Below are 13,248 nucleotides of genomic sequence, written 5' to 3' on the forward strand. Positions count from 1 at the left end.
AGATAACGTGCAATCACTCTGTTTAATTCACGCTAATAAAGTGTTTTTTCAAACCCTAATCCTGTGTTGCCTGTTGTGCATCAGTTGCATTGGCTCAGCCAACGCTGGCGAAAGTGACTCTCATCCAACCCTGCTATTTAATGCTCAACAAGTGGATCAAATGCGCGAGGCGATTAATCAGCCGGGGCGTTTCCGTGATGCATTTGTTGCCTTGCGTGACAGCGTGGATAAAAGAATACAACAGCCGGTTGAGGTACCGCAGCCACTGGATGCCGGTGGTGGCTACAGCCATGAAAAACACAAGAAAAACTATCAGTTAATTAACGATGCCGGGATGCTTTATCAGCTTAGCGGTAAGCGCAAGTATGCTGACTATGTCAAACAGATGTTGTTGCAGTACGCCGCGATGTATCCGGATTTACCCTTGCATCCTAAACGCAAAGAACAATCCCCCGGACGACTGTTTTGGCAAAGCTTGAACGAGGCGGTCTGGCTGGTGTACAGCATTCAGGGCTACGATGCGATCATTCCTGCCCTGACAAAGCAAGAGCAGGATAATATCGAGCAAAACCTGTTTCGACCCGTGGCGTTGTTTTTGTCAGAGCAATCTCCGCAAACTTTTAACAAGATCCATAACCATGGTACCTGGGCTACTGCCGCCGTCGGTATGGCCGGTTATGTGCTGGGCGAGCACGAGTGGGTAGAAAAAGCCCTGTTAGGGTTGGACAAGTCTGGCAAAGGCGGGTTTCTGCGGCAGATGGATGAACTGTTTTCGCCACAAGGTTATTACAACGAAGGTCCCTATTATCAGCGCTACGCGTTAATGCCTTTTGTCCTGTTTGCCAAGGCTATTGAGACCAATGAACCGCAGCGCCACATTTTTGCCCAGCGAGACGGTATTCTGTTAAAAGCGATCCATACCACTATTGAATTGAGTTACAACAATCTGTTTTTTCCGATTAATGATGCGCTTAAAGATAAGGGACTGGATACGGCGGAATTAGTTTATGGGGTTGAGATTGCCTATGGCTTGACGGGCGATAGACAGTTGTTATCTATTGCCGAAAAACAGGATCAGATTCACCTTAATGCCGACGGTTTGAAAGTGGCACAAGCACTGGATAACAATTTGCAGCAGCCTTTCCAGTTCAAGTCCCTGCAACTCAACGATGGTGCCAAAGGAGAGCAGGGAGCGTTGATCATTATGCGTGAAACCCGGCAAAACAATGATCAGGCATTGGTGTTTAAAGCCACCGCGCAAGGCTTGGGGCACGGACACTTTGACAAGCTCAACTATCTGTTTTACGACCATCAATCGGAAGTGGTGACCGATTATGGTGCCGCGCGTTTCCTGAATGTGGAAGCCAAGTACGGTGGTCATTATTTGCCGGAAAATGACAGCTATGCCAAGCAGACGGTGGCGCATAATACCCTGGTGGTCGATCAGACCAGTCACTTTAACGGCAATACCAAACTGGGTAACAGTTTGCACCCGCAAGTACAGTTTTTTGCCAAAAATGCTCAGGTGCAAATTGCTTCTGCCAGTATGCAGGGTGCCTATCCTGATGTGACCTTTGAGCGCACCCAGGCGCTGATCCATCATCCTGATATTCCGCGTCCTTTTGTGGTGGATATCCTGACTGTTGAGAGCCAAAAACAGCATCAATATGATTTGCCGGTGCACTATAACGGCCAGTTTATGGATGCCAACTTTACCCTTGATGCCAATACTGACGGTTGGAAACCTTTAGGTGATAAAGCCGGCTATCAACATTTATGGCAAACCGCCCAGGCAAGCCCACAGCACAAATTGGCCAAGGTCACCTGGTTGAATAATGGCCGCTTTTATACCCATAGCACTATGGCTACAAAAGGGATACAAGTGCTGTTTACCCAAACCGGGGCCCAGGATCCTAATTTTAATCTGCGCACCGAGAACGCCTTTATACTGCGGCTGCCGTCCGCCGGTCATGCCCGTTTTGTCAGTGTGCTCGAGCCGCATGGCGACTATAACCCGGGTAAGGAATTTACCTTGCAAAGCCATAGCCGACTGAAGGATCTGGATTTTACACAGCAGCAGGATTTGTCTGCGCTAGTGATGACATTTAGCCATGGTGTAAAACTGATGCTGGTGTATCAGCAAGGTCATCAACAGGCTGAAGGTCACCATCGTTTTGATTATCAGGGAAAGCAATATCAGTTCGACGGCCGAATGAAGCTGTTTGAACTGCCGGAACAGGTTAACTAATGATGCCAAGTGAAAGATTTATTCTGGGTGCCAGCCACCCGGTACAGCAACTGGAAGGCGGGATTTCCCGCCAGATTATGGGCTATGACGAACAATTGATGCTGGTCAAGGTGTGGTTTAGTGATGATTCGATTGGCTATGTCCATGAGCATTTTCATTCGCAAGTGACTTATGTCGAGAGCGGCGAATTTGAAGTCAGTATTGATGGTGAAGTCAGGCTAATGACCGCCGGTGACAGTTTCTATATTCCGCCGCATATCAAGCACGGCGCGGTGTGTAAAAAAGCCGGTGTACTTATCGATACCTTTAGTCCGGTGCGTAAGGATTTTTTAGAATAGCCACCCGGGTTGTTTACTGCATCCCTTATTCAGGAGTAACGAATAATAATGAAACTAACAGGTTTACGTTGGTGGGTAATCGCATTAATCGCGCTTGCTACTGTCATCAACTATATCGACCGTCAGGCGCTGAGTGTGCTTTGGCCAGATATTGTTGAAAAACTATTCCCGGACGAGTCGGCGCTGGAGCGCAAGCAGATATACGCCAATATCTCGATTGTTTTTGTGTTCGCCTATGCCTTTGGTCAAGCCATATTCGGTAAAATATTTGATTGGGTCGGCACGCGTATCGGTTTTGTCTTGTCGATAGGTGTCTGGTCGCTGGCAACTATTCTGCATGCGTTTGCGCAAGGCGTATTAAGTTTCAGTTTTTTTCGGGCTATCCTGGGGGTGGCAGAAGCGGGAAACTGGCCGGGCGCTGCCAAGGGCAATGCTGAATGGTTTCCCACCAAAGAGCGGGCGCTAGCGCAAGGGATCTTTAATTCCGGCGCGGCTATTGGTGGCATTATCGCTATTCCTTTAATTGCATTCTTAACTGTTTACTTTAGCTGGCAAATGATCTTTGTTGTGATTGGTTTGGTTGGTTTGCTGTGGCTTATCCCGTGGATTATTTTGGTTAAAGCGCCTCCGGGCTCTCACCCCTGGATTACCGAACATGAGCGCGAATATATATTAACCGGGCAACGAACTAGTGACTCCACTGATGACGACTTAGAGTCTGATAGCGATGAATACTGCCCGTCGACGGCAGAATTACTGGCGCGTAAGCAAAGTTGGGGGGTGATTATCGCGTCTGCGGCAATTGATCCTATCTGGTGGTTGTTTGTTTTCTGGATCCCTATTTATCTGAATGAAGTCTACGGGATGGATGTCAAATCTATTGGTATTTACGGCTGGGTTCCCTATGTTGGAGCGATGTTGGGGGCCTGGTTTGGTGGTTTGCTGGCGCAAAACAGACTCAAGGCCGGCTGGAGTACCGATAAAACCCGTAAATTTGCGATTACTTTGGGCTGCTTGATCATGTTGCCATCATTGTTAGCCATGGCCAATCCCGGGGCTCCGTCGATAGCGGTGCTGATAATGGCGGTGATCTTATTTGGCTTTCAGACAGCAATTGGCAATGTACAAACCTTAGCCAGTGACCTGCTGGGCAAAAAAGCGGTGGGTACGCTGTCAGGTTTTGCAGGTATGGCCGCTAAGTTAGGTGCAGTGGGGTTAACCTCACTGGTGCCTATCCTGACTGCTGATGGTAACTACACCCCGGCATTTGTCATCGGTGCCTCTCTGGCCATTATTGCTGCCGCAGCGGTCTGGATCCTGATCCCCAAAATAGAGCCACTAAAGAGGCCAGACTAAGTCAATGAACACTATTTGTTTTATCGGCGAGTGCATGCTGGAGCTGCGTGAAGACGAGCAGGGCAGAATGCAGCAATCCTTTGCCGGAGATGCGTATAACAGCGCAGTTTATCTCAAGCGCACTTTTGGACAGCAACACGTCAGTTTTATGACTGCATTGGGTAATGACCGGATTAGCCAGAAAATGCGTGATACTTTTATCAGCGAAGACATTGCAACAGCAAGTCTGTTACTCGCCAGTGAACAGCAGCCGGGAATTTATCTGGTACAAACCGATGAGCAGGGAGAGCGTTCGTTTTTATATTGGCGCTCCCAATCAGCCGCCAGAACTATGATGCAGTCTGTGACCCAAGAGGTGATTGATTCACTCAAGCACGCCAAAGTCTTGTTCTTTTCCGGTATTACCCTGGCAGTGATGGTAGCCGAGCAGCGGCCGTTATTCTGGGCCATGCTGACGCAATTAAAAAACGCGGGTGTGCAGATTGTATTTGATCCCAATTATCGCCAGCGGCTATGGCAAAGCGAACAGCAAACCCGTCAGCAATACCAGTTGGCGTTTGAAATGTGTGATCTGATGTTGCCCGGTGTGGAAGATTTTCACAGCTTGTACGGCCTCAATTCTGTTGAACAGATTATCGCGTTTTGCCAGCCGTTTAATATTGTTGAGCTGGTTATCAAAGATGGTGCTAATCAGGTGGTTACAGTGCTACAGGGGAAGAAGGATTATCACAATATTGTGCCGGTGGAACAGGTGATCGATACCACCTCGGCCGGAGACGCGTTTAATGGTGTTTATCTTGGGGCTCGCGCCAGCGGTAGGGATGTGGCTGAAGCCGTTCATATGGCGGCTAAAGCAGCAGGATTTGTGATCCGTTATCCCGGCGCTATTGTTCCGGCTGACAACTATCAATATTTCGCCAACAGCTTGATTGGTGAAGAGCAGTAAATAGTTAATATTTGAATAAAAAAATTGCTATTTAAACCTAAGAATTAATATATGAACAAAAAAGCGTAGTCCGGTTGCGTCATTTTTATATTTCGAATTAGTCTATCAATTAAGTTATTTATAACAATATTCAGCCTCGATAGCTGAAAATTTAAAATCCTACAACAGTTGGTTTCGTACGCCTAATTTGGCGTGCGGCGGGTTTTTATGTGTCAATTTTAAGGGGAATATATGCCAACCTTAGCTTTTCCTAAAGAGACGTTGGGCGGTGAAAAACGTTGTGCGCTGCTACCTGCCAACGTTAAAGCCTACAAGTTGCTGGGTGTCGATGTGTTGATCGAGTCAGGTCTGGGGGACGGCATTCATCTGCATGATGAAGTGTATAAACAGGCGGGTGCAAAGGTTGCGGATAACCGCCAAACATTATTTCAGTCTGCGGATGTGATACTGGGGATCCATAAGCTTCCCCAACACGAATTAGCCTTGTGTCGTCCAGATACCTTGCTGATCAGTTATCTGGATCCTTTTAATGCGCCGGACTACCTGGAGCAGTTGTGTCAGCAACGGTTGACCAGCATCAGTATGGAAATGATCCCGCGTATTAGTCGTTGCCAAAAAATGGATGCACTCAGCTCGCAGGCTAGTTTGGCCGGTTATGTGATGGTGGCCAAGGCGGTTTCGGCATTGCAATCGGTACTGCCGATGATGATGACACCCGCAGGCACCTTAAAACCTGCCAAGGTGTTTGTGATAGGGGCTGGCGTGGCGGGATTGCAGGCCATTGCCACTGCCAAACGCCTGGGGGCGGCGGTAACGGCGTTTGACACCCGTACAGTGGTGGCCGAACAGGTGCAGTCGTTGGGAGCCAAATTTCTGCAAATTGATTTGGGTGAAACCGGACAAACCAACCAGGGCTATGCCCAATCTCTGACCGCCGAGCAGATGCAAAAACAGCAGCAGGGTCAGGCAAAGTGTATTGCCGAGTCAGATATTGTGATCACCACGGCACAATTGTTCGGACGTAAACCGCCGTTGTTAATTGATGCAAATACTATCGCGCAAATGAAGCCGGGTAGCGTGATTGTCGATATGGCGGCCGAGAATGGCGGCAATGTTGCCGGTTCCGTTGCGGGAGAAACGGTTTGCGTCAGTGGTGTCACTATTATTGGTACCGGCAATTGGGCTAATGAAGTGGCTAGTGATGCCAGTCAGATGTATGCCAGTAATCTGGTTAATTTGTTCAGCGAATTTTGTGATGCCGCAACCGGCAGTCTGTCGCTTGATTTGCAGGACGAAATCCTCGGCCACTGCGTGATTACTCATCAGGGCCAGATTGTGAATCAAACTATTCAATCCCATTTTCAAAAGGAGGTCGCTTAAATGACGGCTATCTATCTGCTTTTTATCCTGATGTTGTCGATATTTGTCGGATTTGAACTGATCCGCAAGGTACCGGCAACCTTGCATACACCGCTGATGTCCGGTGCCAATGCCATCTCAGGTATTACCCTGATTGGGGCTTTGAGTCTGGCTGGCGGTGAATCCGGCCAACTGGCCACTTATCTGGGCGCGCTGGCCGCCTTTCTGGCCACTATTAATGTGGTGGGCGGTTATCTGGTAACGGATCGCATGCTGGCCATGTTTAAAAAGAAATAAGGTGACAGGCAATGTTAGATACTGCTTTATTGATTAATGCTGTTTATGTGGTAGCAGCGACGCTATTTATCTTCGGACTGAAGCTGCTGAGTCACCCGTCCACGGCGCGTAAAGGCAATTTACTCTCTGCGCTGGCAATGTTGCTGGCGGTGATCGTAACCTTGCTGGACCAACAGATTCTGGGCTTTGAGTGGATAGCGGTCAGCGTATTGGCCGGCACGCTGGTGGGGGTGTTTGCTGCCCGTATGGTGGTGATGACCTCCATGCCAGAGTTGGTGTCGTTGTTTAACGGCATCGGCGGGCTGGCTAGTGTGGCCGTTGCCTGGGCGATGATTGCCGGTAGTGAGCCTTTGTCGGTATTTGTACTGATTGTCAGTTTTCTAGCCTTGTTGATTGGTGGCGTGACTTTTTCTGGCAGTGTGGTGGCCTGGGCCAAGCTCAGTGAACGCATTCCTGGTCGGCCGCTGGTATTTAAAGGTCAGGTGATTGCCAATCTGTTGCTGGTGCTGGCGATTATCGCCTGCGCCATCCTGTTGATCCGTCAGCCAGAATTGACCGCAGTGCATTGGCTGGCCATAGGTTTGGCATTGTTAATGGGCGTGATGGTGGTGTTGCCAATAGGTGGTGCCGATATGCCGGTGGTGATTTCATTGCTTAACAGTTATTCCGGGTTGGCGGCCTGTGCGGCCGGTTTTGCACTGGAAAATAATCTGCTAATTGTTGCCGGTGCGTTAGTGGGAGCCAGCGGTATTATTCTGACCAATATTATGTGTAAGGCGATGAATCGTTCGTTAACCCACGTACTGGTTTCAGGATTCCAGCCGGTGGTCAGCAGTGACATCAAAATTGAAGGAGAAGTCAAACCTCTGTCGGCCGAAGATGCCTTCTTTGTGCTGGAAGCGGCGCAGTCGGTTGTGGTTATCCCCGGTTACGGGATGGCGGTGGCCCAGGCACAACATGCAATTAAGGAACTGCAGGAACTGCTGGAGAAGAATGGTGCAGAAGTCGCTTATGCCATTCATCCGGTCGCCGGACGCATGCCCGGCCATATGAATGTGTTATTGGCTGAGGCCGATGTGTCCTACGAACAACTCTACGAAATGGATGAAATCAATCCGCGTATTGAAGGTTTTGATGTGGCGATTGTGATTGGCGCTAACGACGTGGTCAATCCGGCCGCGCGTGAAATGCAGGGCAGCCCCATCTATGGCATGCCGGTGATCAATGCCGATCTGGCCCGCAATGTGTTTGTGCTTAAACGGGGCATGGCGGCCGGTTTTGCCGGAGTGGATAATCCGCTGTTTTTTAAAGATAACTGCCGAATGATCTTTGGTGATGCCAAGGACACCCTGAATAGCCTGGTTCGCCAGTTTGCCGACTAATTTTTACCGGTTCAGTCACCTGAGTGGCTGACACCACCAAAACAATAATAGGACAACAATATGCAATCATTTTCGACCCTGATGGGAACCCAGACTTTACTGCCAATTATCCAGGCTGACAGTGCCGGGCAGGGCGTGGATATCGCCAGAGCCATGCAGGCCGCCGGTATTAAATTGGTAGAAGTGGTACTGAGAACGCCTGAGTCGTTGGACGCGCTGAGTGCAATAAAGCAGGCGTTGCCCGAGCTGACGGTTGGTGCGGGCACCGTTATCGATAAAGCAACACTGACACAGGCGATTAATGCCGGTGCTGACTTTATTGTCACGCCAGCCAGTTCGCCCGAATTACTGGAGCAACTCGCCGGTTGTGGCATTCCGGCACTGCCCGGCGTCTCCAATACCGGTGATATCTTGTTGGCCAGCGAAGCAGGATTTAGTGAACTGAAATTGTTCCCGGCGTCATTATCCGGTGGTGCCCCCTTTTTAAACGCGGTGGGCTCCGTATTCCAGCATATCCGTTTTTGCCCTACCGGCGGGGTCAATGCCGAAAATCAGCAGGATTACCTTAGTTTGCCGAATGTTTTTGCGGTAGGAGGAACCTGGGTGGCTAAACCTAACTGGGTACAAGCTGGAGACTGGGCATCAATTACCCAGGCCTGTAAACAGGCATTAACTGGTTAAACCTAATATTTACCACAGAAGCACAGAGGTAAAACCAGCTGCGAGTGGCGAGCTACGAGCTAAAACGACATTCACCGTTCGCCCTGAGCCATTCGACAAGCTCATGACAGGCATGAGGTACGAATAGTCGAAAGGTGAATCAAGGATCGGCTTCTGAGCAGGGGAACCCTTAGTAAGTGTGTTATTCACTAGCTACTGGATCCCTGCTAACAGCATGCAGGGATGACCGTATTTTCCCTTCCACTGCTCAGGATGAACGTGAAGAACCGATAAAGAAGCAATCCCATTCTATTATTGTCCTCTGTGTTCTCTGTGCCTCTGCGGTTAACTCGCTTGGCACAGGGACACTGCAGGCTGCGAGTGGCGAGCAGCGAGCTAAAACGACATTCACCGTTCGCCCTGAGCCATACGACAAGCTCATGACAGGCAGGAGGTACGAATAGTCGAAAGGTGAATCAAGGATCGGTTTTTGTAGCGAACCGAAAACTATTTTCACCCTAGGGGAAAATTCACAGAAAAAACGAGTGCTGGGCAGTGAGCTACGAGTTTAATCTTTTACTCGTAGCTCGTAGCTCGTAGCTCGTAGCTCGCAGCTTACAGTTCGTAACTATTGTAGTTGCAGCGGATGCTCTAAAGCTTGCAGCTTGTCGTTTAACAGCTTTTCAAAATCCTGCTGATTGTTAATCCCGCCTTTAAGCTGTGGCCAGGCGCTAAGGATCTGGTAACTGATGGTTTTACTCGATGGTTTAAACAGGACTAAATCATCGTGTTCACCTTGCTGCAATCCGGCCACCTGATCGAGTTGGTAAAACAACGCAAATCCCAGTTCATCGTCGTCACCGGCTAAACTTTGTTTACCGTAACGGGCAATATAGCCCCAGTGCTGATCCTGTTGTTGCAGTTGCACAGTATTGGGATGTTTGACCAATCCAGTGACCAGATTATCCACCGGTTTTGAGGTGTTTACTTCGATCGTTGTCGCTGCGTCACCGGCATTAATCCGGTAACGGGTATCGACATCGATGACTTTATCCGCGACTTTCCAGTCCTTGTAATCAACTTCAAAGGCCGAGCTCAGATGGCCATTTTCGAGTAACTGGTAGTGCATGGTGCGATGATCCTGAAAATGCATGACCTTACCGTTATCCAGGCGTCCCAGCGCACCTACACCCAAGGCTGAGCCTACTTTAAGTAAATCTTGCCCCCAGTCGCTCATATGATGATAACTTTCATACCCATCCAGCCCGACTTGCGGTAATACAATAGCGCTATTTTTTTTACCAAAGACGTCGATGGCGTTACGCCAGTCAAGATACAAACGGTAGCCGATTTGGTCATTCTCCCAGCCCGGCCCTTCGTAACGCAGGTTATAGGAATGATCGGTGGCTTGTGGTGGCGTGTCATAACTTTCCACTGTTTCAAAACCAAAATAACCGGCGATATAGTCGCTACCATGCCATTTTCCGCCCACCCGGGTAGACAGTTCGGCATGGGTTAACGTAGGGAGCTGGTATCGCGGGTCGTGACTAAAGCGGATAGTTTTGCTTTGACCTGCAGCCAAACTGGTTTGCAGGCGGGCAGCTTCGGCCAGGTTGTCACCGTCGTTATCGAGTAATTCGATGCGGCTATTGTCATTGGCACGTAAATTTTGTTGCATTGGCAGCGGTTGTGCCAGTGGTAAGTCAATAACCTGGGAAAGAGATGAGCCGCTCTGCGGATTCGCGACAGTAACGGATAGAGCTGTGGGCAGTGTTGACTGACAGCCGACTAAAAACAGTAAACCGCCAGCAAGGCTGGCGGCAGGATAGATTTTATTCATATTTTTGCCTTATAAAATGTGTGACGGGCTAACCGCTATTAACCCGTCACAGATTAGGGTTAAAACTTGTACTTGGCTCCCAGATAATACTGACGTCCAGTACTGTGATAGTAGGACAAACGGTTACCGTTTGAATCTACCCATTGATCATCGACTTCATCCGTCAGATTCAATGCTTCCAGTGTTAACTGGATATTATCGTTCAGTTTATAGGTGACAGATGCATCCACGTTGGTGGTGGGGTTAGTGCCTTCCATATCGTTACCATTACGACCTAATGCGTTGGTCAGATATTCTGAACGATAAGCCATCGAAACCCGCGCCGCAAACGCATCTTTTTCATAATACAACGTGGCGCTGCGAGCATTTTCGGATAGGCCCTGCAGGTTACGTGTCGCCAATACTTCACCCGAGGTGTTGACGTAATCCAGCTGTCCTTTCACATAGGTATAGTTGGCAATGATACCGAAGTCCTGCCAGAACTCGGGCAAGAAGCTGAACGGAGTTTGATAGCTGATTTCAAAGCCGTATAAGTCGCCACCCGGACCATTCAGCGGTGTAGTGGTATCCCAATTGACGTTTTCGTCGCAACCAAATTCGGCACCATAGCCCGGCCCGGCGTTACAGGCATCAATCGCTGCCTGAATCGGTAAACCCGTTTCGGCAAAGGTTTTGGTTTCACGTAATTGTTGAACCTGACTTTCGACATCTTTTCTGAATACCGCCAAGCCGAGCAGACCGTCATTTTCAAAGTACAGCTCCAGCCCCAGGTCGTAGGTTTTGGCTCGGGTGGGTTCCAGTGTCGGATTACCACCACTGATCGAACGGGAACCGCCGGATACTGAAACCGATACATTCGGACGGATGCTGTCTAACCCGGCTCTGGCCATCACTTCGGCATAACCGACGCGGATCAGCACATCATCTTTAGGTTCGAAAACCAGATTCATTGACGGTAAGGTTTCTGAATAGCTGTGATCGGCAGTAATCTGTTCCGGTGTGCCTCCGATAGTCGCCCAGGCAGTAGAAGTTTGATCGGTATTCACATAACGCAAGCCCACATCACCGCGTATGATGGTTTCGCCCATTTCGGTGTTAAACACCATTTGTACATAAGCGCCTTGCGTTTCTTCACCGGCTGAATAGTTTTCAGTCAGACGATTTTCGGTACTGACTTCAAAGGTGCCGGTGTTGCCATAAATATTAAATGCATCAGCAATCGCATCTCTATCCGGGATCAGCCATACCGGGTCCGGGCCCAGACCGGAATCGTAAGACATAATATATTCGGGTGAGGTTGAAATTGCGTCAGCCGCGCCACCTTCAGACGAGATCCGTGCGCCAAAAGTGTCAAACTCGAACTTTTTATAGTGCAGTCCGGTTTTAAGCATAACAGCATCATTCAGATCATATTCAAAATTGAGCGCAGCAGTATCAAAGGTGTTTTTGGCACCCAGTGGACGTAACCGCACGCTGTTGGGAGACCAGCCTTGCGGATCGTACACGGCGCTGCCAAATACCAGTTCCGGATCCTGACGTTTACTACCCCGGTAGTCATAGCTGAAATCGACACCGCGTTTTTCCATCACGATAGTGGTCTGGATCGGATTGTCGAATTCAGACTCGGCGGTACCAATCATGCCGTCCATACGTAATGTGTCACTGAAAGCATGCTCAAGACCCAAGGTATATTGAGTAAATTCAGTAGACAGTTCATCGTAGCGATTTTCTGAACGCACAGTGGCATTCTCGAACGCGCCCTGCGTCATGGTGTTGGTACCATCAATTTCGTAGCTGGTGACATTCATATCGCTAGTCAGCCCGGTACTGTTAAGGATACCTTGCATAAAGACTTCCTGACGGGAGGCATCATGTTTGGAATACAGAATATCAAAACTGATTTTAGTGTCGTCCGACGGTCTGGCCTGGAATGAGGCGCTCATGCCCAAACGTTCCATTTCGTGCAGATAAGAATCATAACGGGGGAGTCTGGGACGAAAAGCTTCGTTGATCTCGGCCAATTCCGCTGCATCGGCATTGCCCTGATAACTGCCAAAATCATTGGAATTGTCCCAACGTACGGTACTGGCACCGTTATCTTCAATATTGCGTTCAGAGTAGGATAACGAGAACAGCGCCCCAAACTTTCCGTCAGCAAAAGTGTTGCTGATCAGGAAAGAGGCTTTCGGATCGGTACCGCTGGCTTTATCGTTGTAACCCAGTTGCCCGGATGCTGCCAATGTGAAACCGTCATAATCAAAGGGTTGGGCGGCTTTTAAATCTACCGTTGCCCCTAATGATCCTTCTTCAACATCGGCAGAAGCGGTTTTGCGTACTGTCAGAGAGCTGAATAAATCTGAGGAGAAAGTATTGAAGTCAAATCCGCGCCCACGGTTGGCACCACCGATGGCATCGGTACCACCACTGGTGGCGATGGCTTCCATACCGTTGATTCTGACTCGGGTAAAGTCCGGTCCTAGCCCTCGTACCGATATCTGACGACCTTCACCGGCGGCGCGACTAATCGAGACTCCCGGGATACGCTGTAACGATTCGGCCAGATTCAAGTCGGGAAAATCGGCGATATCTTCGGCTAAAATTGTATCAACCGCCCCGGTTGAGGTGCGCTTGTCAATTAACGCTTTGTTTAAACTGTCACGAAAACTGCCGGTGACTTCGATCACTTCCAGACTGTCGGCTGGTTGTTCCTGAGCAAAAGCAGCGGGAAGACCAAGATACTGATAACCGCACAACAGACATAAGCATGTAATTAGTTTTTTCCGTTGGAACTTGGGTTTCATCTAACACCTCATAGGTACATT

Annotated in this window: 10 protein-coding genes; 8 read left to right on the top strand and 2 right to left on the bottom strand. The window is 49.2% G+C overall.

The window, feature by feature from the left end; translation table 11 throughout:
- The first annotated feature begins 7 nt into the window (after nucleotides 1–7).
- The 8 genes from V1467_RS03890 to eda all read left to right on the top strand — a co-directional run bounded on the left by V1467_RS03890 (nucleotide 8) and on the right by eda (nucleotide 8,607).
- Nucleotides 8–2,248 (top strand): heparinase II/III domain-containing protein, encoded by a 2,241-nt coding sequence (locus tag V1467_RS03890; protein WP_416307494.1) that lies wholly within the window; start codon nucleotides 8–10, stop codon nucleotides 2,246–2,248.
- The gene (locus V1467_RS03895) at nucleotides 2,248–2,586 is read left to right on the top strand and encodes a cupin domain-containing protein (protein ID WP_416307495.1); all 339 of its coding nucleotides are present in this window, start codon (nucleotides 2,248–2,250) and stop codon (nucleotides 2,584–2,586) included. The genes V1467_RS03890 and V1467_RS03895 overlap by 1 nt, the downstream gene beginning before the upstream one ends.
- 48 nt (nucleotides 2,587–2,634) lie before the next feature.
- Nucleotides 2,635–3,942: an MFS transporter gene (locus V1467_RS03900; RefSeq protein ID WP_416307496.1), complete on the top strand. Its 1,308-nt coding sequence runs from the start codon at nucleotides 2,635–2,637 to the stop codon at nucleotides 3,940–3,942.
- A gap of 4 nt (nucleotides 3,943–3,946) precedes the next feature.
- Nucleotides 3,947–4,888, top strand: a complete 942-nt coding sequence (locus tag V1467_RS03905; RefSeq protein ID WP_416307497.1) for a sugar kinase — start codon at nucleotides 3,947–3,949, stop codon at nucleotides 4,886–4,888.
- Between the two features lie 231 nt (nucleotides 4,889–5,119).
- Nucleotides 5,120–6,268, top strand: coding sequence for an NAD(P) transhydrogenase subunit alpha (locus V1467_RS03910; RefSeq protein WP_416307498.1), 1,149 nt, complete (start codon nucleotides 5,120–5,122; stop codon nucleotides 6,266–6,268).
- Nucleotides 6,269–6,544, top strand: a complete 276-nt coding sequence (locus tag V1467_RS03915; protein WP_416307499.1) for an NAD(P) transhydrogenase subunit alpha — start codon at nucleotides 6,269–6,271, stop codon at nucleotides 6,542–6,544.
- A gap of 11 nt (nucleotides 6,545–6,555) precedes the next feature.
- The gene (locus tag V1467_RS03920) at nucleotides 6,556–7,926 is read left to right on the top strand and encodes an NAD(P)(+) transhydrogenase (Re/Si-specific) subunit beta (RefSeq protein WP_416307500.1); all 1,371 of its coding nucleotides are present in this window, start codon (nucleotides 6,556–6,558) and stop codon (nucleotides 7,924–7,926) included.
- A gap of 60 nt (nucleotides 7,927–7,986) precedes the next feature.
- Nucleotides 7,987–8,607 carry a bifunctional 4-hydroxy-2-oxoglutarate aldolase/2-dehydro-3-deoxy-phosphogluconate aldolase gene (gene eda, locus V1467_RS03925; protein WP_416307501.1) on the top strand — a complete coding sequence of 207 codons (621 nt, stop codon included), beginning with the start codon at nucleotides 7,987–7,989 and terminating at the stop codon, nucleotides 8,605–8,607.
- A gap of 607 nt (nucleotides 8,608–9,214) precedes the next feature.
- Here eda and V1467_RS03930 read toward each other — a convergent pair.
- Both V1467_RS03930 and V1467_RS03935 read right to left on the bottom strand, forming a co-directional pair.
- A complete protein-coding gene (locus tag V1467_RS03930) occupies nucleotides 9,215–10,426 on the bottom strand; it encodes a DUF4861 family protein (RefSeq protein WP_416307502.1) in 1,212 nt (403 codons plus the stop codon).
- A gap of 59 nt (nucleotides 10,427–10,485) precedes the next feature.
- Nucleotides 10,486–13,227, bottom strand: a complete 2,742-nt coding sequence (locus tag V1467_RS03935; protein WP_416307503.1) for a TonB-dependent receptor — start codon at nucleotides 13,225–13,227, stop codon at nucleotides 10,486–10,488.
- Nucleotides 13,228–13,248 lie beyond the last annotated feature (21 nt).

Source organism: Neptunicella plasticusilytica, from assembly GCF_047922965.1.
GTDB classification, from domain to species: Bacteria; Pseudomonadota; Gammaproteobacteria; order Enterobacterales; family Alteromonadaceae; genus Neptunicella; species Neptunicella plasticusilytica.

Coding starts and splice junctions, on each gene's coding strand:
- V1467_RS03895 (WP_416307495.1), top strand. CDS start 2,248: ATGATGCCAAGTGAAAGATTTATTCTGGGTGCCAGCCACCCGGTACAG.
- V1467_RS03900 (WP_416307496.1), top strand. CDS start 2,635: ATGAAACTAACAGGTTTACGTTGGTGGGTAATCGCATTAATCGCGCTT.
- V1467_RS03905 (WP_416307497.1), top strand. CDS start 3,947: ATGAACACTATTTGTTTTATCGGCGAGTGCATGCTGGAGCTGCGTGAA.
- V1467_RS03910 (WP_416307498.1), top strand. CDS start 5,120: ATGCCAACCTTAGCTTTTCCTAAAGAGACGTTGGGCGGTGAAAAACGT.
- V1467_RS03915 (WP_416307499.1), top strand. CDS start 6,269: ATGACGGCTATCTATCTGCTTTTTATCCTGATGTTGTCGATATTTGTC.
- V1467_RS03920 (WP_416307500.1), top strand. CDS start 6,556: ATGTTAGATACTGCTTTATTGATTAATGCTGTTTATGTGGTAGCAGCG.
- eda (WP_416307501.1), top strand. CDS start 7,987: ATGCAATCATTTTCGACCCTGATGGGAACCCAGACTTTACTGCCAATT.
- V1467_RS03930 (WP_416307502.1), bottom strand. CDS start 10,426: ATGAATAAAATCTATCCTGCCGCCAGCCTTGCTGGCGGTTTACTGTTT.
- V1467_RS03935 (WP_416307503.1), bottom strand. CDS start 13,227: ATGAAACCCAAGTTCCAACGGAAAAAACTAATTACATGCTTATGTCTG.